Genomic DNA, 25797 nt, shown 5'->3' with positions numbered 1-25797 from the left:
CCCCGTTTACGGGGGAAGTGGCGAGCGCAGCGAGCCGATAGGGGGGCTCCTTATTTCTCCTCAAGCAGCTGCACGAGCTCGTCATAGTCCCGCTGCAGCTGCTCATACTCATCCATCATCTGCAGAACGGTGAGTGCGGCGATGCGCTGCACGTCAAAGCTGCGCACCTTCTTCGACATCTCCTTGATCCGACGGTCGCTCTCCGCCGCAAGACGCTTGAGCCGTTCGGGGTCATCCGTTTTGAGCTGGTAGGTCTGCCCAAACATCTCGATCACAACCCGCTGGGGCTGCTTTTTCTCCTCTGTCATGGCTCTCACCGCCTCTTATGCACGCAGCTCTGCGTGGAGCTGGCTCTGTGCCGCCGCAAGGATGTCCGCAAATGCCGCATCCACTTCCTCATCGGTCAGGGTCTTGTCATCGGACTGGAAATGCAGATGGAACGCCATGCTCTTTTTCCCGCTCCCGACCTGCTTGCCCATGTAGACATCAAAGAGCGTCGCGCCACGGAAGAACTTGCCGCCCTTCTTGGCAATGACGCGCTCGATCTCCGCCGTAGAGAGTTCTGCATCCACAAGGATCGCAAGATCACGCGTCGATGCGGGGTATTTCGGCAGCGACGCAATCGCATTTTTCTTCTTGCGATAGCGCAGGAGGGTGTCAACCTCCATCTCAAAGACGTAAACGCTCTGTGCGATGCCGAAGTTCGCGGCAACGGTCGGATGAATCTCACCGAGGGTTGCAATCACGTCGCGCCCCTTCTTGAAGAACGCCGTCTTGCCGGGGTGCATGGCAAAGTGTTCGCCGCGCTCCACCGTGTATTTCTGCACGCCGATTGCCGTGAGGAATCGCTCAAGGATGCCCTTCATATCGTAGAAATCGACCTGTGCATTGTCCGTATCCCATGCAATCGGGCTCCGCCGTCCCGTGATCAGCCCCGCAACCATGAGTTTCTCGTTCGCAAGCTCCGTGACGGGCAGTGCCTTCGGGAAGAATACGGGCGCGATGTCAAAGAGCCGCAGATCCATGTTCTTGCGGGCGACGTTGCGTGCCGCATTTTCAAGTACGCTCGTGAGGAGGGTTGTACGAATGAGCGGGTACTCGTCCGTGAGCGGGTTCATGATGGGGATTGCCTGACGAAGCAGGCTGTCCGCGGGGACACCGAGTTTATCCAGTGTTTTCTCACTGGTAAAGCTGAAGGAAAGTTCCTCCGTCATGCCAAGCGCGGCAAGCGTCCCACGCATCGTATCGACAAAGTCCTGCCGCTCGCTCGTCCTGCCCTGCTGTACCGCGCCCGTCGGGAGGCGTGAAGCGATGTTGTCATACCCGTAGAGACGTGCAACCTCCTCTGAGATGTCCTCCATCATCGTCACGTCACCGCGCCACGATGGCACGGCAACGTGATAGGTCTCAATCCCCTTCTCCTCGACGATGAAGCCAAGTGAACGGAGCGCGGATGCCATCCAGTCGCCGGGGATATTCGCACCGATACGCTCGCCTACCGTGCGTGCACTGAACTCAAGTACCGTCGGAACACGATGCTTCGGGTAGACATCGACCACGCCCTTTGCCACCGCGCACGCGCCCATCTCGACGAGCAGCTGTGCGGCTCGCGTCACGGCACGCACGGTCTCTGTCTCATCGACACCGCGCTCAAACCTGCCCGAGGACTCGGAGTGCAGGCCAATGCGGCGTGCCGTGCGGCGAATCGTCGGGCCGTGGAAGGATGCCGCCTCAAGAATGACGGAGGTCGTCCCCTCCGTGATCTCGGACTCAAGCCCGCCCATGATGCCCGCAAGCCCTGCGGGCTTTTCGCTGTCGGCAATGACAAGCTCATCCCCAACGGCGACACGGTTCGAATCGTCCAGCGTGTGCAGGTTCTCCCCCGCATGCGCCCGACGTGCCGTGAGGCCGTGTCCTGCGACAGCGTCGTAGTCATAGGCATGGAGCGGCTGCCCCAGTTCGAGCATGACGAAGTTCGTCACATCGACCACGTTGTTGATCGCACGGATGCCTGCGCCATGCAGACGCTCCACCATCCATGCGGGCGACGGCGCAATCTTCACATTGCGCAGCACACGCGCTGAGAAGCGGCGGCAGAGCTCCTGTGCCTCGATGCCGATGTGCACGAGCTCGGCGGCACTCTCGGATGGCGTTTCCTCCACTGTGATGGATGGAAAACGCAGCTCCTTGCCCGTCAGTGCCGCCACCTCACGCGCAATGCCAATGACGCTGAAGCAGTCCGCACGGTTCGCCGTCAGCTCGAACTCGAGCACGACATCATCCAGCCCCAGTGCCTCGGCGGCGGGGATCCCGACGGGCATATCCTCCGGCAGGATATAGATGCCATGTACCTGCTCGTCGGGAAGCCCCTCGGTATTGATCGCAAGCTCCCCCGCCGAGCACATCATGCCGTTCGATGGAACGCCGCGCAGTTTGCCCTTGGAGATCTTCTTGCCATCGGGAAGCACTGCGCCAACCATAGCGGCAGGAACAATATGCCCCTCCCGCACATTGGAGGCACCCGTCACAATCTGAATCCGCTCTTCTTTTCCAATGTCCAGCTGACAGATGAGCAGATGATCGGAGTCCGGATGCGGCGTGATCTTCTCAATGCGTGCCGTAATGACCTTCTCAAGCCCCTCATCCGCACGCACGATACGCTCGACGGGAACACCCGCCATCGTGAGGCGGTCTGCAATTTGCTCCGCTGTTTCGTCAATATCCACATAATCTTTCAGCCACTTGATAGAAACCTGCATCGTCCCGCCTCCTTAGAATTGATGTAAGAACCGCACGTCATTGTCGTAGAACAGGCGCAGATCGTCCACGCCGTACGCGAGCATGGCAATGCGCTCAACGCCCATGCCGAATGCAAAGCCCGACACCTGCGTGGGATCGTAGCCGCTCATGCGCAGGACGTTCGGGTGCACCATGCCCGCGCCGAGGATCTCAAGCCACCCCGTTCCCTTGCAGACGCGGCAGCCCGCCCCATGACACGAGGAGCAGGAGATATCGACCTCGGTCGACGGCTCTGTGAACGGGAAGAAGCTCGGACGGAAGCGCACCTTTGCATCCGCATCGAAGAGCTGATGCAGACAGAGCTCAAGCGTTCCCTTCAGGTCGGCAAAGGAGATGCCCTTGTCAATGACCAGCCCCTCCACCTGCGTGAACATCGGGGAGTGCGTTGCATCATAGGAGTCGCGGCGGTAGACGCGGCCGGGCGCGATCATGCGGATCGGCGTGTTCGGCTCGTTCTTCTGCATCGTACGCGCCTGCACGGGCGAGGTCTGCGAGCGCAGGAGGATGTCCTCCGTGATGTAGAACGAATCCTGCATATCGCGCGCGGGATGATCCTTCGGCAGGTTCAGAGCCTCGAAGTTGTAGTAATCGCTCTCGATCTCGGGACCCTCCTCGATCGTAAAGCCCATCTGCAGGAAGATCTTCTTGATGCGGTCAAGCGTGATCGTGAGCGGGTGCAGATGCCCCACGGGCGCAGTACGCCCCGGCAGAGTCACGTCGATCTGCTCGGCGGCAATCTTATCCGCGAGCTCCCGCTGCGCTAATTCCTCGGACTTTGCCGCAAGCAGCTCCTCAAGCTCGGCACGCGCCTCGTTGACAATCTTGCCGATGCGTGGACGCTCCTCCTGTGCAAGGGCACTCATGCTGCGCAGGAGCACGGTCATCTCGCCCTTTTTCCCCAGAAATTTCACGCGGATATCGTTGAGCTCGCCGAGGCTCTGCGCCGTCTCCGCAATCGCGGCACGGGCACGCTCCCTGAGATCTCTGATCTTCTCGTCCATATCGTCCTCCTGTATATGTAAGTATACACTCGTTCTATTCATTCGTAAAAATATCAATGCTCAGTTTAGCATATTTATCTAAAAAAATCTATGAAAGCGTGATAAAATGGAAGGTGCAGAGGGCATTGCACACACATCATGGTACGTCAAAGCCCCTCCCCCCAAAATGTTTTTCGATCTAGGAGGTCTCTATGGGACACACTCATCAAGAGCGTTTCAGAGCTACTGGCACAGCCGACCAGTCTCTTCACACTGCTCGCCGTACTCATCTTCATCCTCGGCTATCTGCATATGCGCCGCATCCAATTCACAACGAGTATGCTCATCAATGTCGCTCTCATGCTCGCGCTGACGATTGTACTGCATCAACTGCGGCTCTTCCATATGCCGCAGGGTGGGAGTGTCACGCTCGGAGCAATGGTGCCGCTGCTCTTTCTCACCTATCGTTACGGCGCGGGGGTTGGCTGCCTTGCCGGCTTCCTCTACGGCATGATCAATCTCATGCAGGACGCATTCATCGTCCATCCCCTGCAGGTGCTCTTTGACTATCCGCTGCCATACATGGCACTCGCGCTCGCCGCAGTTCTTCCGGGCCGCTTTTATGCGGGCGCACTGCTCGCCTTTGCGGGACGGTTCCTCTGTCACTACATCTCAGGGGTCGTTTTCTTTGGCTCATACGCTCCGCCGGATACGTCGCCCTATCTCTACTCCCTCGTGTTCAACGCGACCTATCTCGTCCCCGAGGCAATCATCTGTCTTATCGTCCTGCGCGTGCTCCCCGTTCCGCGTCTCCTCGCCGCAATGGATCAGCGCACACCGCTCTATGGTGCAAAGCTGACACAATAAGTTTAGCTATCCTCGTATGTGCGCACGCGCAGGGTCAGCCCGCGCTCCGCGCAAATCGCACGGCAGAGGGCGATCTCCTCCTCGTTCTCGACCTTCTCCACGACGGTGAGCACGACATTCGGCACGTAGGGCTTGCAGTGCTCGGCAAATGTCAGCATCGCCTCATAGGAGGCGATGCCGAACTTCGACCGTGTGAGCGCGAGATAACGCTCCGCATTGGATGCGTTAAGACTGATGGACACCGTATCGAGCAGTCCCGCAAAACGCTCCGCGAACACACATCCATGCTCCAGTTCCCCGAGACCGTTCGTATTGACACGCGTCGGCACATCGGGATGCTGCTCCTTTACATGGCGCAGAACGGCAAGCACGGTATCCAGACGGATGAGCGGCTCGCCAAAGCCGCAGCAGACAACCTCGCTCACATAGTCCCACGGCAGACGGTCAAGTTCTGCAATAATCTCCTCGCTCGACGGATCATGTTCGATCCACAGGGAGGATTCCTGCACCATCTCCTTCATGCTGCGCAGGCAGAAGACACAGTCGCAGTTGCAGTCATTCGTGATGTTGACGTAGACAGCACGCTTGCCCTCCGGCTGCTCCCTAAGACTCTCCTCAAAAGGGAGATAGCGCCCCCCCGCGTGTGTCGCATATACAATCATAAGATTCTCCTATCATACACAGAAATGAGAAAAGCTGCCGCAATGCGACAGCTTATTTTAATTCAGCTTTACAACCTCGTAAGCTCTCCCATAAACTCCTCGAACGGAAGCCCATGATTCCACGGCAGATCCAGTTCCTCCGCATAGGTGAGACAGTGCCCGATAAAGTCCGCCGCACGCGGCACGGCCTCTGCGAGAGGAATCCCGCGCACCAGTGCCGCCGCAATGATCGCAGAGAACGCATCCCCCGACCCCGAGCGGTCACGTCCGACCTTCGGATTGTCAAAAGAACGTCCGCATCCATCCGCATAGAGATAGGTACGCACATTCTCACTCGCATGAAGCCCCGTGATGATAACCGTGCGCGGTCCCATCGCTGCAATTGCTGCCGCCATCCGAGCAAGCTCATCCTCCGTCACAAGACCGCCCATCGGGTAGGAAACACCGAGCAGTTGGCATGCCTCCGTGAGGTTCGGGGTCACCACGTCCGCCTGTGGGAGCAGCTGACGCATCTTCGCACAAAGCGCGGGTGTATAGGAGGAGTAAAGGCTGCCGTTGTCCCCCATCACTGGATCAACAACCAGTTGCGTTGTCCGCTGTTTGAATCGAGCAATACATTCCAGCACCACCTCGATCTGACGCTCCGAGCCGAGAAAGCCCGTCAGGATCGCGTCAAATTCGAGTGTGTTCGCCGCCCAGTTCTCCATATAGGGGCGCATACGATCCGTATAGTCGTCGAGATAGTGATTCGGAAAGCCCGTATGTACCGATAGAATCGCCGTCGGGAGCGGGCACGCCTGTACGCGCATCGCCGAGATCAGCGGCAGCTGCACCGTTACCGAACAGCGGCCAAATCCCGTGATATCATTGATGAGGGCGATTCGTTTCTGCCGCGCCATCAGCGGTTGTCCACCCGTTCCGGTACGCGGTCGTGCATGGAGAGACGCTCCCACGCCAGTGTCTCGTACTTCGTCCCCGATATCCCGTAGTTCGCATAGGGGTCGATCGAGATCCCACCGCGTGGCAGGAATTTTCCCTGTACCTCGATGTATTTCGGCTGCATCAGTCGGATGAGGTCACGCATGATGACGTTGACCACATCCTCATGAAAGTCGCCGTGGTTGCGGAAGCTAACGAGGTAGAGCTTCAGCGACTTGCTCTCGACCATACGTTCAGCGGGCATATAGGAGATGTAGATCGTCCCGTAGTCTGGCTGACCCGTAATCGGGCATAGCGTCGTAAACTCGGGGCAGTTGAACCGCACCCAGTAGTCGAGATCCGTATGCCTGTTCTGAAAGGTCTCAAGTGCCTCGGGCGCATAGTCATAGCCGTAGTCCGTCCGCTGCTCCCCAAGGAGCGTCAGCCCCTCCGCTGTCTTTTCTCTTGCCATTACATCCCCAAAAATTTCTTTTCAAATACATCCTGCGGCTCGGGGCGACCGAAGAGATAGCCCTGAATCGTGTCCGTTTTGCAGATCTTCACGAGACAGTCATACTCCTCCTGCTGCTCTACCCCCTCGATACATGTGGTCATGCCGATGCTGTGGCAGAGATCCACCGTGTACTCCACAAGCTTCTGATCGAAATGATTTTCAAGAATCCGCATGACAAAGGCACGATCAATCTTTACAATATCGCAGTTCAGATTCTTGAGTGAGGAGAGCGAGGAATAGCCCGTCCCGAAATCATCCATTGCAACCTTGATTCCGTGGCTGCGAAATGCGTCGAACTGCGCATTCACAAACTTCAAATCGCTGACGATCTTACTCTCCGTGAGTTCAAGAACGACCGCATCCGCCGGCATATCGTGCCGGTGCAGACAATCCTCCACAAACTCGAGGAAAGAGAGATCCTTGATCTGTTCATAGCTCATGTTGACGCTCATGTGGAAATCGGGAATGTGCTGCCGCCACTCCTTGCAGACGCGCAGTGCCTGCTCGAAGATCCAACGTCCGACCGGAACAATCGTCTTGGTTTCCTCCAAGATGCGAATGAACTCCATCGGTGCGACCATGCGCCCCTTGCTGTTCTTCCAACGGAGCAAAGTCTCCGCCCCCACGAGATGCTGATCATCACCTGCCACCTGCGGTTGGAAGTAGAGCTCGAAGTTGCGGCAACCCGCCTTGACATCCTGCAGGATCTGCTCCTGAATCGTCAGGGAGCGCAGCCAGCGATTGTAGACTTCCTTCGAGAACTCATTGAGGCGGTTCTTGCCGCCCGATTTCGCAGCATCGAGTGCCGCCTGTGCATACTTGTGCAGAACGAGCGGATCTCGCGCCGACTGCGGATAGAACACCATACCAGCCGATACGGTGACAATGTACTGTCGCCCGTCATAGACCTGCGGGTGGGCAAACTCACGCTGCACACGGATAAAGAACTCCGTCAGCATCTCCGCATCGGCACCGGGATAGATGAGACCGAACTCGTCTCCATCCAGACGATAGAGTGAGAGCTTTCGCGGGATGTTCTGAAGAATGCGCTCCGAGATCTGACGCAGGATGATGTCTCCGATCTCGTGGTTAAACGCCTCATTGACTGTGCGGAAATTGTCGATACCCATGACGAGGAGACCGCCGCCGCCGCCCGTCTCACGCGCTACACGTAGCGCATCGCCCAGATCCTCGATGAACTGATAGCGGTTGAGAAGCCCGGTAACGGCATCCGCAGAGTTGCGGCGTGCAAGCTGGCTGATCGTCCCGACGAAGAGATCCGGCATACCATCCTCGGAAGTGCCGATCCTTCCCTTGAGCCGCAGCCATGAATAATCTCCCTTCGCATCGCGCATACGGAAATCGAGCTGACGATCCCTCCCGTCCGTCAGATTACCGAGTGAGGAAAAGAGTTCCGCAAGGGGCTTGCGATCCTGCATCCAGACAAGTGGGCTCAGAACATCTACAATATTCTCCATCGTTTCTGCAGGAAGATCGTACATCTGTACGAATCCAGGTGCCGCCAGAAAGACATTGGAAATCGGATCCATGATAAAAACGTAGTCGGAGGTCGTGTTTTTCATCAGATCAAAGATGAACTTATGTCGCTTGAGCACAGGGCTCAGCGTGATTCTCTTCTTCCCGCTCATATTCCATTTCCTCGCTTCTCTCGCACTTCTATCCTCATCCGAGACAAAGAACTCCCTTTTTCAGATATTATATACCTTTTCTTCTCTGCGCGCAACCGAACAATCCCCCATTCATAAACGATTGGATCGATGAAAAAATAATTTTAGGAAATTTTTCCTAATATCACTTGAAAAAATCATGCATATTGTTTATGATAAATGAAAAAATAGGGATATTTGATGAAGGAGATTCGAGACATGGCTGTTATTGAACTGACAAGCGAGACATTTAATGACGAGGTACTGCATGCAGATCGGATTGTCATCGTTGATTTCTGGGCAACGTGGTGCACTCCCTGCCGTATGCTCACGCCCGTTGTGGAGGAGGTTGCCGCAGAGCGCCCGGATATTAAGGTCTGCAAGATCAATGTGGACGAGGCGCAAGATATCGCCGAAAAGTACGGTGTGATGAGCCTCCCGATTCTGATCTTTTTCAAGGATGGGGAACCCATTGATGAGTCCATCGGACTGGTCTCCAAAGAGCAGCTTCTCGCCATGCTGCCGAAGTAAATAAGATACGACACAAAGGGACTGTCGCACGAAGCTGAAAACTTCGTGCAGCAGTCCCTTTTCTCATCTCATGAATAGATGCGCCGGCGCAGTGCCTCATACATGACCGCTGTCGCCGCCGCAGAGACGTTCAGCGACTCGGCGTGTCCGCGCATGGGGATGTAGATGTGCTCCGACGCGCACAGGAGCTCCTCCGACACGCCGTTTGCCTCATTGCCGAATACGATCACCACAGGCCGCCGCAGATCCGCCTCAAAATGCGTCCGAGCCTCAGCATCGCACGCTGTCGCAAGAAGGTCTATGCCCTTCTCCTGTGCAAAGCGCATCAGCTCCTCTGCCACAACATGAACGGCCAAGGGAACATGAAAGAGTGCCCCCATCGTCGCGCGTACGACCTTCCCGCTGTAGATATCCACAGAGCCGTGCAGGAGAATCACGCCCGTGGCACCGATCGCGTCCGCCGTTCGCAGGATTGTCCCGACGTTGCCGGGATCCTGCACGCGATCGAGAGCAATGTAGAGCGGCGGCTCATCCCCATATGTGCCCGCGTGCATTTCGTCCAACGAAATACGTTGCTTTCGCTCCATCACGAGCAAAACTCCCTGCGGACTATCCGTGTCGGAGAGCATCGAAAACAATTTTTCTGTGACGAGATACACGGGAACATCGCGTTCGAGCAAACTGTCCGCCAGCACGTGCCCTCGCTCCCCACGCAATGCCTGCTCCGTCACGAGCGCATGACAAATTTTCCAATCCGATGCCGCTGCCATCTCGGCGATCCGCAGCCCCTCGACGATGAACAGCCCTTCCTTTGCCGCGCGGCGCTGTGTGTGCACAATGGCGTGCGTGAGCCGAATGAGAGGATTCGCCGCACTTGTAATGCTTTGTATGTTTTTCATAGCAAAAAATGAGCCTGATGAATCGATGGACTCATCAGGCTCGATCTCTTTTATTGGTTCTCCTTCACCACGTTGACGATCTGCGTGAATGCAGCAGCATCGGCAACAGCGAGGTCAGCGAGCATCTTGCGGTTGACCTCGACACCGGCTTTCGTCAGACCCGCGACGAGGCGGCTGTACGAAATGCCATTGGCGCGGGCAGCGGCATTGATGCGGGCAATCCAGAGACGGCGGAACGTCCCCTTCTTCGCACGACGGTCACGACGTGCGTAGTAGAGCGCCTTCATGACAGTCTCGTTTGCCTTCTTAAACTGCTTGCTGCGCGAGCCGCGATAGCCCTTTGCGAGCTTCAGGATCTTCTTATGACGACGATGTGCTGTGACACCGCTTTTAACTCTTGGCATTGCATTTCCTCCTAGTTCCTACCCTCATGGGGAGTTTGTTCATTACCCCAATTACGCGTAGGGGAGCATCTTGCGGATGCGCTTGTAGTCCGACGAATCGGCAAGAGCAGCCTTGCGCAGGTTGCGCTTGCGCTTCGGCGTCTTCTTCTCCAGAATATGTCTCTTGTACGCCTTGTTGCGGCGGAACTCTCCGCTCCCTGTTACGCTGAAACGCTTTGCAGCGGCGCGGCGCGTTTTAATTTTCGGCATCGCCATTTCCTCCTTTATCTTCCTTCGCGGGCTTGACTGTCTTCGTCGGCTTTTGCACCTTCGGGGAAAGGATCATGGTCATGTTCTTCCCCTCCAGTTTTGCACCGCGCTCAATGGTCACGAGATCTGTCATCCGCTCGGCAACACGGTCGAGAACCGCACGGCCGAGTTCCGGATGAGAAAGCTCTCTGCCGCGGAACATGATCGTCACCTTGACCTTGTTGCCCTCTTCGACGAAACGAAGCGCATTCTTCAGCTTTACATTGAAGTCGTGCTCGTCAATGTTCGGACGCAGCTTGACCTCCTTGATGCTGATGGTCTTTTGCTTCTTCTTCGCTTCTTTCTCGCGTTTCTGCTGCTCATAGCGGAACTTTCCAAAGTCCATGATGCGGCACACGGGCGGCTTTGCCTTCGGCGCAACCTCGACCAGGTCGAGATGCTGCTCCTCCGCCATGCGAAGGGCGTCGCGCGTCAGCATGATGCCGAGCTGTTCTCCCTCTGCGCTGGTGACACGCACCTCACGGATGTGGATTTCCTCATTGATTCGCAAAGATTCCCTGCTTATGGCAAGAACACCTCCTGGTTCGGATGCACGCCTCGACGCCATCCTGCAATAGAAAAGGGCGGCACAAAGCCACCCTTGAAAAATCTCTGTCATCTTTCATTCGACCCAACGCGCTGTGTGCCCGCAGGTGAGAAGCGGTGGCTTCTGCTTGTAACAGATGTCATACTACCACAGATGAGGGTATCTTGTCAATACTCCTGTGCGCGCGCTGCAATTTTTTCCTGTACGAGCGCGATAAAGTCGTCAACGCTCATGACAGTGCTGTCCTTCTCACCGTACTTGCGCAGTGCAACGGTATTGTTCTCCTGCTCCTGATCGCCGACAACAAGCGTGTACGGGGTTTTCTTGACCTGGCTCTCGCGGATCTTGTAGCCCGTCTTTTCGTTGCGGTCATCTACTTCGACGCGGATGCCGAGGTCGAACATCTTCTTCCGCAGCTGCTCAGCGTATGCCGCATGACGCTCCGTGATCGGCAGGATGCGCACCTGCACGGGAGCCATCCACACGGGGAACGCCCCCGCATAGTTCTCGATCAAAATGCCGATGAACCGCTCGATCGAGCCGTAGACGACGCGATGCAGCATAACGGGGCGATGCTTCTCCCCATCCTCGCCGACATAGGTGAGGTCAAACTTCTCGGGCAGGCTCATGTCGAGCTGGATCGTCCCGCACTGCCATGTACGTCCGATGGAGTCGCGCAGGTGGAAGTCGATCTTCGGGCCGTAGAACGCACCGTCGCCCTCGTTCACCACGAAATCCAACCCACGGTTCTCAAGAGCCTTGCGCAGCCCCTCTGTCGCAAGCTCCCACATCTCGTCCGAGCCCATCGAGTCCTCGGGACGCGTGGAGAGCTCCGCCTTGTACGAGAGACCGAACGTGCGGTATACCTCGTCAAAGAGGTCGATCGTGTGTTGGATCTCCCCTTCAATCTGGTCGGGCGTGACAAAGAGATGCGCGTCATCCTGCGTGAAGTTGCGGACGCGGAAAAGTCCGTGCAGCGCACCCGAGAGCTCATGGCGATGCACGAGCCCGAGTTCCGCGAGGCGCAGCGGCAGATCGCGGTAGCTGTGCAGCTGCGAGCGGTAGACGAGCATGCAGCCGGGGCAGTTCATCGGCTTGATCGCATAGTCTTCCTCGTCGATCTCGGTGGTATACATATTCTCACGGTAGTGGAACCAATGTCCCGAGGTCTCCCACAGTTTGCGGCTGAGGATCACGGGTGTGCTGATCTCCTGATAGCCGTAGCGGCGATGCACCTCGCGCCAGTAGTCCAGCAGCGCGTTGCGCAGCAGCATTCCGTTCGGATGGAAGAACGGGAATCCCGGCCCCTCCTCATGGATGCTGAAGAGGTCAAGCTCCCTGCCGAGCTTGCGATGGTCGCGCTTTGCCGCCTCCTCAAGCATATGGAGGTAGGCATCGAGATCCTCCTGCTTCTCGAACGCCGTGCCGTAGATACGCTGCAGCATCTTGTTCTTCTCGCTGCCGCGCCAGTACGCACCCGCAACACTCTGCAGCTTAAATGCCTTGACCTTGCCCGTACTCATGACGTGCGGTCCCGCACAGAGATCCGTGAACTCTCCCTGCGTATAGGTAGAGATGATCTCGTCCTCGGGCAGATCCTCGATCAGCTCGACCTTGTAGTTCTCGCCCTCGGCACGGAAGAACTCGATTGCCTCATTGCGCGGAATCTCACGCCGCTCAAGTTTGAGATTCTCCTTGACAATCTTCTTCATTTCCTTCTCGATGTCACGCAGATCGCTATCCGTCAGCTGGCGATCCATGTCGAAGTCGTAGTAGAAGCCGTTTTCGATCGCGGGGCCGATGGCGAGCTGCACATTGCTGTCCGCATAGAGGCGCTTCACTGCCTGAGCCATGATATGTGCGGCAGTGTGGCGCAGCGCATGGCGACCGCCCGCATCCTCAAAGGTCAGCACCTGGAATGCGGCATCCTGTGTCACGGGCGTTGTCAGATCGACGACCTTCCCGTTCAGGCTCGCTGCAAGTGCTTTCTTTGCGAGCGAGTTGCTCATGCTCTTCACGACATCCAGCAGCGTCGTTCCCGCCTCTGCCTCATGAATGGAGCCATCCGGCAATGTCAGCTTTATCATAGAACGCTCTCCCTTCCAATATACAAAAGCCCTGCCCCTGTGGGATAGGAAATCCATCCCCTAGGAACAAGGCATCGTTATCAGTGATTCCTATATGTTTCCACCCTAATCGGTAACGTCATTATAAGGCGCACGGGCGGCTGTGTCAAGGGCTTTGTGTTCTGCCATCGCCTGCAGCTGTTCGGCGGGTTCGAGTACGGGAATCTGCAGACGGCGGCCGGCAGCGACAGCACCGTCGGGCGATAGGCCGTTCACCTCGATGATCGCCTCCTCAAGCTGCTCCGCCATCGTCTCCTTCGTCGCGAACTTCCGTGCAATCGTCCAGACGTTCTCGCCGCGCATCACAGACACCTCGATGAACTCCGCTGAGCGCAGATAGGGATTCGTCAAATGGAGCGCAGATACGCCCATCCATATGAGAGCAAATACACTGAGCACAAGACCGATCTTCTTCATCGTTATCCCTCCTACGAAGCTGTTTTACGCACTCTGCTTACGAAAACAACTTCCTATATCCGTATATACATTCTCAAAACCTCTGTTCGGATATAGAATAACACAGAAAAAGTGTTCGGTCAATACTTTGGAACAAATTTTTGTGAAATTTTTGTTCGCGGAACGTGTTTTTGTAATAAAAAAGGAGCTGCTGCATGAGCGCCCCTTTCGGCTCGCTTTGCTCGCCACTTACTGACCAGTCTGAGAAGCAAGCCCGAAGGGTGCAGCTGAGCGGGTAACAGGTCGTATGGGAAAACCTCCCAAGAACACAAGCCGAAAGGCACAGTGTGATTGGAAGAGGTTGACCGCTCCCCCGCTCTGGCGGGGGAAGCTAAGATACCATAATCGAAGCCTCCCCCGTGCGACACGGGGGAGGGGGACCGCGTAAGCGGTGGAAGGGGCGCTTGTAGCGATACTGCTGACAATGACCAGGGGCTGTTGCACGAAGTTTTCTAGCTTCGTGCAACAGCCCCCATTCCAAATCATCTCATTTTTGCATTTTCGTTTGTCTGCATCACAGCATCTGCCTTTGCCGGCCGCCGCTCCTTCGCTACGGCAAGCATGAGTTTCAGGCGATTGAGCTGGTTGACCTCGCTCGATCCCGCGTCACAGTCGATCGCTGTGATGTTCGCGCCGTGGTATGCCTTGCGCAGATCGTGCATGACCCCCTTGCCCGTGATGTGGTTCGGCAGACAGCCGAACGGCTGAAGGCAGACGACGTTCGGCACGCCCTCCTCGATGAGCTTCACCATCTCGCCCGTGAGGAACCACCCCTCCCCCGCCATATTGCCGAGGCTAACGTGACGCGCGGCGAGCTCCGCCGTATGGTCGATGGACTGCGGCGGACGGAAGTGACGGCTCTCCTTCAGCGCCTTGCGCATGGGGGCGCGGAAGAACTCGATGACCTTGATGAACATACGTCCAAAAAGGCGATCCTTGTACGAGCCGGCGAGCAGCTTGTGCTGTGCAATTGGGTCATATGCGGAGTACAGGAAGAAATCAACGAAGTCGGGCATGACGACCTCTGCCCCCTCCCCCATCAGCACCTTCTCAATGTCATTGTTCGCAACGGGATGGTACTTCACGAGAATTTCGCCGACGATGCCGACCTTCGGTTTCCACAGCTGTTCGTCGATGGGGATGTGGTCAAAGTCACGCACGATGTCCTTCACCATGCGGCGGAACTTGAACACACTGCCGTGCTCAAGTTCGTCCTTTGCGCGCGTCATCCACTTATCGAACGCCGCCTGTGTCGCCCCCTTCTGAAGCTCGTACGGCATCATGCGGTTGCGTACGTTCATCAACAGATCACCGTAGATCGCCGCCTTGATGGCATCCACCATCATCTCGCGGCTGAAGGCGAAGCTGTCCGTCTCCTCGGGCAGCCCACGCACGGCAAAGACGGCGACATTCGGAAAGCCAGCGTCGCGCAGTGCCTTGCGCAGCACACCGAGGTAGTTCGTCGCGCGGCACGCACCGCAGGTCTGAAAGAGTGCGATGCTCGTGTGGTCGGCATCGCACATCCCTGCCTTGAGTGCCGCGAGCAGCTGTCCAATGACGACAATCGCGGGATAGCACATATCGTTGTGCACGTAGCGCAGCCCCAGATCCACCGATGCCTTGTCGGGCATTGGCGGGATGACGACGTTATAGCCGTGCTTGCGCATGGTGGTGCGGAAGAGCTCAAAGTGAATCGGTGCCATCTGCGGCGCAAGGATTGTATGTGTCTTCTTGCAGTCCTCTGTAAAGCGCGGACGCTCAATGACGGGCACCTCATGATAGGCAGGGTTCTCCCTGCGGGCAAGCGCGGCGATCAGCGAGCGCAGACGGATGCGCGCCGCACCGAGGTTCGACACCTCATCGAGCTTTATCATCGTATAGATGCGCTCGTGCGACTCGAGGATCTCGCGTACCTCTGACGTGGTGAGTGCGTCCAGACCGCAGCCAAACGAGCTGAGCTGGATGAGTGTCACATTCGGATGCTCCGCAACAAACTGCGCCGCATGATAGAGCCGCGCATGGTAGCTCCACTGGTTGACGACCTGAAGCCGCCGCTCCTGCACGGGGATATGATAGACCGCATCCTCGGAGAGGATCGGCAGCTTGTATGACTGGATCATCTCGGGGATGCCGTGATTGATCTCCGGGTCGACGTGGTACGGGCGTCCTGCAAGAAGAATTGCGTGCTCTCCCGTCTCAGCGATGCGGTCAAGGATCTGCTGCCCGTAGTCACGCACATCCTGCCGATACTGTTCGATCTCGGCATAGCCCGCATCGACGGCTGCGGTGATCTCCTTTTTCCCGATCCCCTCCGCCTTGCCGAACTCCTCCACAAGCCGCTCGATCATGCGCGTGCGGTCGTTGATCGGCAGGAACGGCTGGATAAAGCGAATGTTCTTCTCACGCAGGATGTCCATATTGATGCGGATATTCTCCGCATAGGATGCAACAATCGGGCAGTTGAAATTATTCGCTGACGAGCCCGGCTTGTCATCCATATTGTGCGGCTCGCAGGGATAGAAGATCGTGTCGACCCCCTTTTCTACGAGATCGACGATGTGCCCGTGCGCGAGCTTTGCAGGATAGCAGAGTGAGTCTGAGGGGATCGTCGCCATGCCCTTATAGAAGAGCTGCGGCGAGGATTTTCCCGAAATCACGACCCCGTAGCCGAGCTTGTCAAAGAACGTGAACCAGAACGGATAGTCCTCGTACATATTCAGCGTACGCGGAATACCGATACGCCCGCGGCGCGGCTCTGCAGGCGATTTGTAGTGCTTGAATACACGACGGTACTTGAACTTGTAGATGTTCGGCGTATCGTCCGTGCGCTTCTCTCCGCCGATGCCGCGCTCACAGCGGTTGCCCGTGAAGTAGCGTTCGCCGTTCGGGAACTGCTGCATCGTGATCAGGCACTTGTTGCCGCATTTCCCGCAGCGATAGGAGCTGGTCTTCGTCTCAAATGTCCCGAGTTTATCCGCGCCGAGCAGGGTCGACCGCTCCGTACCCGTCTCCAGTGCGAGGATCGCCGCGCCGTACGCCCCCATCAGCCCCGCAATATCGGGACGGATGACATCCTTTCCGAGGATGTTCTCAAGGGCACGCAGAACAGCATCGTTGTAGAACGTCCCACCCTGCACGACGATGTGATCGCCGAGCGTCGTGACATCCTTGATCTGCATGACCTTGAACAGTGCGTTCTTGACGACCGAGAGTGCGATGCCCGCCGAGATGTCGGCGACCTCCGCCCCCTCCTTCTGCGCCTGCTTGACCTTCGAGTTCATAAAGACCGTACAGCGCGTGCCGAGATCGACGGGCGCCTTTGCATCCACCGCCTTTCCCGCAAACTCCGCAGCGGTCATGTGCAGGCCCTCGGCAAAGTTCTGGATGAACGAGCCGCAGCCCGCCGAGCACGCCTCGTTGAGCGTGATGTTGCCGACGCTGCCATCCTGCACGAAGAAGCACTTCATATCCTGTCCGCCGATGTCAAGGACAAAGGTGACCTCGGGGCAGAACTCCTGCGCCGCACGCAGATGGGCAAAGGTCTCCACCTCGCCGCCATCCGCATGCAGTGCCGCCTTGACAATCGCCTCGCCGTAGCCCGTCGTCATCGCACCCGCAATATAGGCATCTGTGGGCATAACAGCATAAAACTCCCGCAGTGCATCAATGACAGACTGCAAGGGCGAGCCATGATTGCTGCCATAGGACGTGTGGAGCAGCTCCTTGTCCCTGCCGATGGCGACGAGCTTCGTCGTCGTCGACCCCGCGTCAATGCCGATGTAAACCGCACCGTGATAATCTGCGAGTTCTCCGCGCCGCACACGATCACGGTCATGGCGTGCACGGAAGGCGGCGTAGTCCTCCGCCCCCTTAAACAGTGTTATATCCGACGTGCGAGTCTCCGCTGCAGCAGCCTGTTCCGCACGCGCAATGCACGCCTCCACCTCCCGCATATCGGTTGCCTTGGCATCATCCGAGAGTGCCGCGCCGACCGCGACGAAATAATTGCCGTAATCCACATCGACGACGTGATCTGCGTCGAGCTTCAGTGTTTCGATAAAGCGTTTTTTCAGTTCCGGGAGAAAGTGCAGGGGACCGCCGAGAAACGCGACATTTCCGCCAATCGGCCGTCCCTGTGCGAGGTTGCCGATGGTCTGGTTGACGACTGCCTGAAAGACGGAGAGCGCGATGTCCGCCTTCTCCGCGCCGTCGTTCATGAGTGCTTGGATATCCGTCTTGGCAAACACGCCGCAGCGCGAGGCGATCGCGTACACGCGCTTTCCCTTTTCAGCAAGCGCATTGAGGCCAATGGGATCGGTTGAGAGAAGGGATGCCATATGGTCGATGAACGAGCCGGTGCCGCCAGCGCAGACACCGTTCATGCGCTGCTCGGGGGCATCACCGAAATACGTGATCTTGGCGTCCTCGCCGCCGAGCTCGACCGCCGTCGTCGTCTCCGGTATGAGACGGCGCACAGCAGAGGCGCAAGCAATAACCTCCTGCACAAAGGGCAGTCCAATGCGTTGGGCGATGCCCATGCCTGCCGAGCCCGTGAGTGCAAACGAAAATTTCGCCTCGCCCACCACATCTCTCAGCTGTGCGAGATTGTCCTGCAGTGCCTTGCCAATCTCGGAGAAATGTCGCGCATAATTCTTGTAAAGGATCTCATGCTCCTCACCGAGAACAACCAGCTTGATCGTCGTCGAACCGACATCCACCCCGACACGGAATGGAGTTTCCAATAGTAACACCACCTATCAGAATCTATACAAAACCATATAGATTTACTTCAGTTGATATATATTAAATAGGAAAGCCATTTTAGGCTTCCCTATTTTAACGTATTTCACAGTAGTATGCAAGTGCAGCGCACACAGTTCCATGATATCCAATTTTCAGATAATCATTCTTCATTTTAGAAAAAGAAAGAATATCAAACATTATATGGCGCGGCAAGTTTCTTGAAGTAGTTGCGTGCCTTCTGCATCGTACGGATGATCGGCTCCATGAGTTTTGGCTGACGGACGACCGTACGGATGATCGCCTTGCGCAGCTGGCGATACTCCGCATCAAAGTCGCGCATGACATCCTCCATCTCCGCCTCAACCGAAACGGACGGGATATTCGAATGGATGAGGTTCGCGCTCCGTCCCTGGATCGTCACGATATCGCCGAGGAACGGTGCGTACACCTCAAGTCCGAGCTCCTCCTGAATCCGCTCCTTGAGAGCCTCCTGTGCCTGCCCCTCACCGTGGACGAGGAATACCTTCGCAGGGCGGGGATCTTTGATCGACCGCATCCAGTCGACAATTTGCTCCGCGTCTGCGTGCGCCGAGAATCCTTCGAGCACTTGGATCTGCGCCTTGACCGCAATCTCCTCACCGAGTACGCGCACGCGCTTGATCCCATCGACGAGCCGCCGCCCAAGGCTCCCCTCTGCCTGATAGCCGACAAAGAGAATCGTAGACTCGGGACGCCAGAGATTGTGCTTGAGGTGGTGCAGCACACGTCCCGCATCCGCCATCCCCGAGGCGGAGAGGATAATCGCCGAGCCCTCGGCAGAATTCAGCGCGCGCGACTCAGCTGCAGTCTCCGCGATGCGCACCTGTGGAAATGCGGGAATTGTCCCCTGCTCACCAAAGAACGCAATCGTCTCCTCGTCGAAGTCCTCATAGTTTTTTAGGAACACGCGCGTCGCCTGAATCGCAAGCGGACTGTCGATGATGATCGGGATGTCCCCGTCGAGCCGCCCCGCCTTCCAGAGATTGTAGAAATAGTAGAGGAGCGTCTGCGTCCGCCCGACGGCAAACGAAGGGATGATAACGTTCCCACCGCGATCCATCGTGTCGCGGATGACCTCAAGGAGCGCCGTCTCCTTGTCATAGTCGCGATGAATACGATCGCCGTATGTGGACTCGACAAGCAGGAAGTCCGCCCCTGCAATCGCCTCGGGATCACGCAGAATCGGCTGGTTCGGCTGACCGAGATCGCCCGAGAAGACAATCTTCGACGTCTGCCCATTCTCCTCCACGACAATCTCGAGAATTGCCGAGCCGAGAATATGCCCCGCATCGCGGAAGGTCAGCCGCAGATCGTCCACCTGCACCGTGGACTGATAGACGACAGGCTCGAACAGCTCAAGTGCGGCAAAGGCATCTGCCTGTGTATAGAGCGGCGTGATGGGTGCCTCGCTGCGGCGCGCATTCTTACGGTTGAAGAGCTCTGCGTCACTCTCCTGTATGTGCGCCGAGTCGGGCAGCATGATGCGAACGAGATCACAGGTCGACCGTGTTGCATAGATTTTCCCACGAAACCCCTCGCGCACAAGGCGTGGAATGCGCCCGCAGTGGTCAATGTGCGCATGTGTCAAAAGGACCGCCTCGATCTCGGCGGGGTTAAATGGGAAATCCTCATAGTTCATCTCGCGCAGACGGCGCGTCCCCTGATACATACCGCAGTCTACGAGATATCTGTGATCGCCCACATGGAGCAGATAGCATGAGCCCGTGACAACGTGCGCTGCACCCAAAAATTCAAGCCGCATAAAATAGCCTCCCTTCGGATTTACGTACCACGCTTATACTTATAAAATTCGGAATCCATCAAAAAAATCCTGCTTCTTGCAGGATTTTATGCTACACTGAACGTGAAAGACGTTTATGGAATGGAGGATTTGTTATGAAAAAAATCGGCTTTATCGGACTTGGCATCATGGGCGCGGCGATGGCAGGTCATTTGATGGATGCGGGCTATGAGCTCAGCGTCTACAACCGCACAAAATCTAAGGCGGATGCGCTCGTTGCGTGCGGTGCGAAATACTGTGAAAGCCCCGGCGTATGCGCACGCGGTCAGGATGCTATCATCACCATCGTCGGCTATCCAAAGGATGTAGAGGAGATCTACCTCGGCGCAGACGGCATCCTCGCAAATCTCTCGGAGGGCGCATACACCGCCGACATGACAACCTCCTCCCCCGCCCTTGCCGAACGCATCTATGCGGAAGCAAAAAAACGCGGCATCCACGCGCTGGATGCGCCCGTTACGGGCGGCGACATGGGCGCACGGAATGCCACGCTGAATATTCTTGTTGGAGGAGATGAAGACGCATTCAAGGCAATGCAGCCCGTCTTTGCCGCGATGGGCAAAAACATTGTCTACGAGGGCAGCGCAGGCGCAGGACAAAAGACCAAGGCGGCGAATCAGATCGCCATCGCGGGCGCGCTGGCAGGTGCGTGCGAGGCATTCGCATACGCACGCGCAGCAGGGCTTGACCTCGAGAAGGTCTATGCCTCCATCTCGGGCGGCGCGGCGGCAAGCTTCCAGATGAGCAACATGGTACGCATGGCACTCGACGGTAACTTTGCCCCCGGTTTTATGATTAAGCACTTCGTCAAGGATATGGCAATCGGTGCCGAGACGGGAAAGGAATACGGTGCAACGCTCCCCGTTCTGGAGCAGGTGCTCCGCGAGGCACGCGCCATCGAGGAGCGCGGCGGCGGAGCGGACGGCACGCAGAGTTTGCTGAAGTATTACGAATGATTGATATTCTGTAGTGCGTGTCCCTCACGAACACCTCGTTACGCAATCGGTCGGGCGCTTATCTGCCTAAATACCTGCGGATTCCAAACGCGCTTCGCTTGAACGAATAAAATCCGCAGGGGGCAGAACGCGCCCTTTTTTCCGCTTGCTTCACTAGGGTTCGCTCGGGACATCGCACCACCAAGAGCATCGTTAGCAAATCACAGTAACGGGATGCACCTCTACGCACTCCATAAGCGCACCAACTCTTCTGCGGCACTGTACGGATGCTCCGCACCCGCGACGGCACTGATGACAAAGAACCCCTCCACCCCCGTCGCTCTGAGCGCAGGCAGATCCGCAGCCTTGACCCCGCCGCCCACAACCACGGGTACGGGACTGATGCGGTGCAGTGCCGCAAGCTCATCGAGACTGCGCGTCACAATCTCGCCCGAGGCGGTACGTCCCGCCTCGGGCTTTGTCGGTGTCACATGCAGCGGTCCCGCGCCGAGATAGTCGATGCACGCGGTATCACAGTGTGCCACATAGTCGAGCAGCTCCGTTGTCCGTGCGGAGAGCCCGACAATTGCATCTGCACCGAGATACTTGCGGCAAACATCGACGGGAATATCCGTCTGCCCGACGTGCACGCCATCCACCTTGATGCCCTGCTCCCGTGCCGCGAGGACACAGTCCAAACGGTCGTTCATCACGAGCGCCACGGCATCCGACTTCTCCTGTGTCGCGATCACATCCGCCGCTGCACGCGTGAGTTCGATCACCTCGCGTGCATCCACACCCTTTGCGCGGATCTGGACAAAGGTGAATCCCGCACGCACCGCCTCTGCGATGACACGCGCCACGGGTCGTCCACTCGTGTTCTCGGGGCCAATCACGAGATAAGCGGACAGATCAATTTTTGTTCGCATAGGTCAACTTCCTTAAACGAAAAAGCTGCTACATGAAGCCATGTGACTTCGTGTAGCAGCTCATTTTTTTGCCCCTTCCACCGCTACGCGGTCCCCCTCCCCCGTAAACGGGGGAGGCTGGAATTATGGCATCTTAGCTTCCCCTGTCGCAACGGGGGAGCGTTCAACCTCTTCCAATCACACTGCGCCTTTCGGCTTGTGCTCTTGGGAGGTTTTCCCATACGACCTGTTACCCGCTCAGCTGCACCCTTCGGGCTTGCTTCTCGGACAGGTCAGTAAGTGGCGAGCGTAGCGAGCCGATAGGGGCGTTCATGCAACAGTCCCTTTTCTGTCAAAGCCGTATGGCTCAGTAGTTCTGCACAACCTGCTGGAAGAAGGACTGCGGGTGCTCACAGACGGGACACTTCATCGGTGCCTTCGGGCTCTCGCAGACATAGCCGCAGTTGAGGCACTGCCAGATGATCTTCTCATCGCGTGCGAACACGGTTCCCTCGTCCACCTTCTGCAGGAGAAGTTTGTAGCGGGCATCGTGCTCCTTCTCGATTTTCCCGACGGCATCGAAAAGACGCGCGATCTTGTCAAACCCCTCCTCACGCGCCACGCGCGCGAACTCGGGGTACATGCTCGTCCACTCCTCATTCTCTCCGGAGGCAGCATCCGCAAGGTTTGCCTTCGTATCGCCGACACCGTGCACGAGCTTGAACCAGATCTTTGCATGTGCCTTCTCATTGACCGCCGTCTCGTTGAAGATGTTCGAGATCTGAACGTAGCCGTCCTTCTTCGCCTGCGATGCGTAGTAGAGATACTTCGTATGCGCCTGCGACTCGCCGGCAAATGCCGCCCAAAGATTCTTCTCGGTCTGTGACCCCTTGAGTTCCATAATGCTCTCCTTTGCTAAAACAAATAAACAAATACACAAAACACATTAACCAATGGGAATACCGTCCTTCTATGCCTTGCTCAGGGGCACAGACGGCATCCGCTCGGCGTGATGGGTGGAGGAAGCAGTCATCTGTTTCCTCCACCGACAATTATTTTATCAACGTTTGACCAGAATATCAATGATCTCGTCAATGTTTTTCTTGCCAAAGAAAAGGTCTTCTCCAACAATCATGCAGGGGACGCTCATCACACTGTACTTCTCCTTCAGCTCGGGGAAGTAGCGGATGTCGTAGATGTCTGCGCGGACATCTCTGCGCTCTACCGCGATGCGCTGTACCGCCGTGACCACGTCGGGACACATCGTACAGGACAGCGACATGAGCACCTTGACATCTGCCGGTGCGGAAATCTGCTCAATTTTCGCACGCGTCTCGTCACGAAGCTCCTGCCCCGGTCCCGCCACATTGTAGAGTGCGAGGATGAAGGAGTTAAACTCGTGCCCGCCCGGAACGGCGTGGAAGATGATGCCGCTCGGCGAACCATCGGCGCGCAGGAGCTCGATGCCCGGCTCCCCGTTCGCATCGTCACGCTCCTCGTAGCTGATCTTGTCCGTCAGACCCTCAAACTCATCCATAAAACCGCGCAGTTCGCGCGAGAGATCGCCGTCGTCATAGTGTCCGACGAGCTTGACTGATGTCTCGAACTTGTCAAAGACCGCCGCCAGCTGCTCACGGATCTCGGCAGAAATGAAGTTCGTCTCATTCCCCGCTGCCGCTTCCTTCTCAATGGAGTTCTTGCGCTGTTCAAAACGCTTCGCATCCACCTCGGCGCGCGCAAAGGCAGGGATCTTCAGGCGGTCGTGCAATGCCGCCGCATGACGTTCCGCCGCAACTGCGCTGACCGCACCGTCGGAGACTGCCGTTACGACCTGACGGAGCGTCTTGATGCAGACATCGCCCGCCGCGAAAACGCCCTTAACGTTCGTCTCTTTCTCCTCGTTCGTGATGACGTAGCCCTGCTCATTCAGCGCAATGTGTTCGCGGAACAGCCCCGTGTTCGGGATGTAGCCGGCAAAGACGAAAACGCCGAACGTCTCGCCCTCCTTTGCCATATAGTGCTCGACCCTGCCCGTGACCTCATCGCGGAAATCGGCATAGGAGATCATTGTCTCGCCGCCGACACGCTCCACCACCGTGTTGAAGCGAACCTTGATGTTCGGATAGTTCGCAAGCGCGTCCACTGCTGTCTGCGGAGCACGGAACTTATCGCTGCGCACAAGGATCGTGACAGACTTTCCATAGCGCGAGAGGAACATACTTTCCTCCACCGCTGCAAGCCCACCGCCGATGACGAAGATGTCCATGCCCGTGAAGAACTCTGCATCACAGGTTGCACAGTAGGCGACACCACGCCCCTGAAACGTTTTCTCACCGTAGAAGCCGACCTTACGTGGATTCGCCCCCGTCGCGAGGATGACGCTCAGAGCCTCTACCGTGCCCACCGTTGTCTCAAGCTCCTTGATATCCTGGTCGAGCTTCAGCCCAATGACCTCCGCCTCGACGAACTCAGCACCAAAGCCGCGCGCCTGCTGCTCCATCTGTGCCGCAAGCTCAGAGCCACTGATCTTGCCCGTGCCGGGATAGTTCACGACATCGGCGGTAATCGTAATCTGCCCGCCGACCTTCTCCTTTTCGATCACCAGCACCTTGCATTTGGCGCGCGCCAGATAGATCGCCGCAGAGAGCCCCGCAGGGCCGCCGCCGACAATGACGGCATCATACATTTTATCCACCAAAGCACCTCTTTATACGTATCACAGAAAATTACTGATAAATACATTCATCAGCGATTCCATAGGAAAAAGCACTTCGCAAGTCCCCTCGCGAAGTGCTCCGTTTATCTCTTAGAGTTTGCCGACGAGGTCGAAGCTCGGCTTGAGCGTCTTTTCGCCCGGCTTCCAGCGCGCAGGGCAAACCTCATCACCGTGCTCAGCGACGAACTGGAGTGCCTGCACCTTGCGGAGAAGCTCCTGCGCGTTGCGGCCGACATTGCCCGCACTCACCTCATAGGAAACGATCTTGCCTTCGGGGTTCACAACGAACGTGCCGCGCTCAGCAAGTCCCGCATCCTCGATGTAGACCTCGAAGTCACGTGCGAGCTTCGCCGTCGGATCCCCAAGCATCGGATATGCCAGCTTGCCGACGAGGTCGGAGCTCTCATGCCACGCCTTGTGGACGAAGTGGGTGTCGCAGGAAACACCGAAGATCTCGCAGCCGATCTTCTGGAACTCGCCGTACTGCTCCTGCAGATCCGCCAGCTCCGTCGGGCAGACAAACGTGAAGTCCGCCGGATAGAAGAAGAACACGCTCCACTTGCCCTTGATGCTGTCCTTCGTGTACTCGACGAACTCGCCCTGTGCTGCGCCCGCCTTCTTCTGGAATGCCTGCACCTTAAAATCGCTGATTTCCTTGTTGATGAGTGACATTGAATATCCTCCTTTGATTATAACCAATCGCTCTCATTTCGAGGGATTGCGTATGTCCTTTTGATGGGTTAATCATAGCACAGAGGGTTTTCCTTGTCAACAGAAATTTATACTTTTTAATAACTATTTTTATTTAGTTCAATGCGTTGGTAAAACGTCCCAAACTTCTCGCTCCCCAGAAAGCAAAAGGGACTGTTGCATGAAGTCGTCTTGACTCGTACAACAGCTCTTTGTTATGTTTTTGTCAGTATTGCCAAAAGCGCCCCTTCCACCGCTGTCGCGGTCCCCCTCCCCCGTTGCGACGGGGGAGGCTTTGAATAACGGC

General features: G+C 56.9%; 22 protein-coding genes. 3 read left to right on the top strand and 19 right to left on the bottom strand.

From position 1 onward, the window contains the following. Positions 1-50 precede the first annotated feature (50 nt). The 3 genes from HMPREF9334_RS00640 to pheS are packed head-to-tail and all read right to left on the bottom strand — an operon-like array spanning position 51 to position 3800. Positions 51-308 carry a cell division protein ZapA gene (locus tag HMPREF9334_RS00640; RefSeq protein ID WP_006691575.1) on the bottom strand — a complete coding sequence of 86 codons (258 nt, stop codon included), beginning with the start codon at positions 306-308 and terminating at the stop codon, positions 51-53. Between the two features lie 15 nt (positions 309-323). Beyond that, positions 324-2759, bottom strand: a complete 2436-nt coding sequence (pheT, locus tag HMPREF9334_RS00635; protein ID WP_006691574.1) for a phenylalanine--tRNA ligase subunit beta — start codon at positions 2757-2759, stop codon at positions 324-326. A 12-nt stretch (positions 2760-2771) separates the two neighbouring features. Next, positions 2772-3800: a phenylalanine--tRNA ligase subunit alpha gene (gene pheS, locus HMPREF9334_RS00630; RefSeq protein WP_006691573.1), complete on the bottom strand. Its 1029-nt coding sequence runs from the start codon at positions 3798-3800 to the stop codon at positions 2772-2774. A gap of 138 nt (positions 3801-3938) precedes the next feature. Here pheS and thiT point away from each other — a divergent pair, with 138 nt between their 5' ends. Continuing rightward, a complete protein-coding gene (gene thiT, locus HMPREF9334_RS00625) occupies positions 3939-4646 on the top strand; it encodes an energy-coupled thiamine transporter ThiT (RefSeq protein WP_006691572.1) in 708 nt (235 codons plus the stop codon). A gap of 2 nt (positions 4647-4648) precedes the next feature. Here the strand turns inward: thiT and HMPREF9334_RS00620 are convergent, their stop codons facing one another. The 4 genes from HMPREF9334_RS00620 to HMPREF9334_RS00605 all read right to left on the bottom strand — a co-directional run bounded on the left by HMPREF9334_RS00620 (position 4649) and on the right by HMPREF9334_RS00605 (position 8389). Then, on the bottom strand, positions 4649-5308 hold the full coding sequence (locus HMPREF9334_RS00620; RefSeq protein WP_006691571.1) for a TatD family nuclease-associated radical SAM protein: 660 nt from the start codon (positions 5306-5308) through the stop codon (positions 4649-4651). Positions 5309-5376: 68 nt separating this feature from the next. Continuing rightward, positions 5377-6207 carry a pyridoxamine kinase gene (locus tag HMPREF9334_RS00615; RefSeq protein WP_006691570.1) on the bottom strand — a complete coding sequence of 277 codons (831 nt, stop codon included), beginning with the start codon at positions 6205-6207 and terminating at the stop codon, positions 5377-5379. Beyond that, the gene (queF, locus tag HMPREF9334_RS00610; RefSeq protein ID WP_006691569.1) at positions 6207-6698 is read right to left on the bottom strand and encodes a preQ(1) synthase; all 492 of its coding nucleotides are present in this window, start codon (positions 6696-6698) and stop codon (positions 6207-6209) included. Before queF ends, HMPREF9334_RS00615 begins: the two co-directional genes overlap by 1 nt. After that, positions 6698-8389: a sensor domain-containing protein gene (locus tag HMPREF9334_RS00605; RefSeq protein WP_006691568.1), complete on the bottom strand. Its 1692-nt coding sequence runs from the start codon at positions 8387-8389 to the stop codon at positions 6698-6700. The genes queF and HMPREF9334_RS00605 overlap by 1 nt, the downstream gene beginning before the upstream one ends. Positions 8390-8626: 237 nt before the next feature. Here HMPREF9334_RS00605 and trxA point away from each other — a divergent pair, with 237 nt between their 5' ends. After that, positions 8627-8938, top strand: a complete 312-nt coding sequence (trxA, locus tag HMPREF9334_RS00600) for a thioredoxin (protein ID WP_006691567.1) — start codon at positions 8627-8629, stop codon at positions 8936-8938. Between the two features lie 68 nt (positions 8939-9006). Here the strand turns inward: trxA and HMPREF9334_RS00595 are convergent, their stop codons facing one another. From HMPREF9334_RS00595 to HMPREF9334_RS00560, 8 genes are all read right to left on the bottom strand, one after another. Continuing rightward, complete coding sequence (locus HMPREF9334_RS00595) at positions 9007-9837, bottom strand: TrmH family RNA methyltransferase (RefSeq protein WP_006691566.1); 831 nt, start codon at positions 9835-9837, stop codon at positions 9007-9009. 50 nt (positions 9838-9887) lie between these two features. After that, the gene (rplT, locus tag HMPREF9334_RS00590; RefSeq protein ID WP_006691565.1) at positions 9888-10241 is read right to left on the bottom strand and encodes a 50S ribosomal protein L20; all 354 of its coding nucleotides are present in this window, start codon (positions 10239-10241) and stop codon (positions 9888-9890) included. 51 nt (positions 10242-10292) lie between these two features. Then, positions 10293-10490: a 50S ribosomal protein L35 gene (gene rpmI / locus HMPREF9334_RS00585; protein ID WP_006691564.1), complete on the bottom strand. Its 198-nt coding sequence runs from the start codon at positions 10488-10490 to the stop codon at positions 10293-10295. Further along, positions 10477-11040 (bottom strand): translation initiation factor IF-3, encoded by a 564-nt coding sequence (infC, locus tag HMPREF9334_RS00580; protein ID WP_006691563.1) that lies wholly within the window; start codon positions 11038-11040, stop codon positions 10477-10479. Before infC ends, rpmI begins: the two co-directional genes overlap by 14 nt. A 203-nt stretch (positions 11041-11243) precedes the next feature. Then, complete coding sequence (gene thrS, locus HMPREF9334_RS00575) at positions 11244-13163, bottom strand: threonine--tRNA ligase (protein WP_006691562.1); 1920 nt, start codon at positions 13161-13163, stop codon at positions 11244-11246. A gap of 105 nt (positions 13164-13268) precedes the next feature. Beyond that, a complete protein-coding gene (locus HMPREF9334_RS00570) occupies positions 13269-13619 on the bottom strand; it encodes a LysM peptidoglycan-binding domain-containing protein (protein WP_006691561.1) in 351 nt (116 codons plus the stop codon). A 521-nt stretch (positions 13620-14140) separates the two neighbouring features. Beyond that, entirely contained in the window at positions 14141-18400 is a 4260-nt protein-coding gene (locus tag HMPREF9334_RS00565) for a 2-hydroxyacyl-CoA dehydratase (RefSeq protein WP_006691560.1), read from the bottom strand. 191 nt (positions 18401-18591) lie between these two features. Beyond that, positions 18592-20202, bottom strand: coding sequence for an MBL fold metallo-hydrolase RNA specificity domain-containing protein (locus tag HMPREF9334_RS00560; RefSeq protein WP_006691559.1), 1611 nt, complete (start codon positions 20200-20202; stop codon positions 18592-18594). 134 nt (positions 20203-20336) lie between these two features. Between HMPREF9334_RS00560 and HMPREF9334_RS00555 the strand changes: the two genes are divergently transcribed. Next, positions 20337-21197 (top strand): NAD(P)-dependent oxidoreductase, encoded by an 861-nt coding sequence (locus HMPREF9334_RS00555; RefSeq protein ID WP_006691558.1) that lies wholly within the window; start codon positions 20337-20339, stop codon positions 21195-21197. A 221-nt stretch (positions 21198-21418) separates the two neighbouring features. Here HMPREF9334_RS00555 and HMPREF9334_RS00550 read toward each other — a convergent pair whose 3' ends face one another. From HMPREF9334_RS00550 to ahpC, 4 genes are all read right to left on the bottom strand, one after another. Further along, the gene (locus tag HMPREF9334_RS00550) at positions 21419-22105 is read right to left on the bottom strand and encodes a thiamine phosphate synthase (protein WP_006691557.1); all 687 of its coding nucleotides are present in this window, start codon (positions 22103-22105) and stop codon (positions 21419-21421) included. Between the two features lie 346 nt (positions 22106-22451). Continuing rightward, positions 22452-22985, bottom strand: a complete 534-nt coding sequence (rbr, locus tag HMPREF9334_RS00545; protein ID WP_006306094.1) for a rubrerythrin — start codon at positions 22983-22985, stop codon at positions 22452-22454. A 159-nt stretch (positions 22986-23144) separates the two neighbouring features. Beyond that, entirely contained in the window at positions 23145-24770 is a 1626-nt protein-coding gene (locus HMPREF9334_RS00540) for an FAD-dependent oxidoreductase (protein WP_006691556.1), read from the bottom strand. Positions 24771-24890: 120 nt separating this feature from the next. Next, positions 24891-25472, bottom strand: a complete 582-nt coding sequence (ahpC, locus tag HMPREF9334_RS00535; RefSeq protein ID WP_006691555.1) for an alkyl hydroperoxide reductase subunit C — start codon at positions 25470-25472, stop codon at positions 24891-24893. Positions 25473-25797 lie beyond the last annotated feature (325 nt).

The organism is Centipeda infelix ATCC 43532 (assembly GCF_000234095.1).
GTDB lineage: Bacteria > Bacillota > Negativicutes > Selenomonadales > Selenomonadaceae > Centipeda > Centipeda infelix.
Note: the sequence above shows the minus strand (reverse complement) of the source record. Positions and strands in the feature narration are given on the sequence as shown.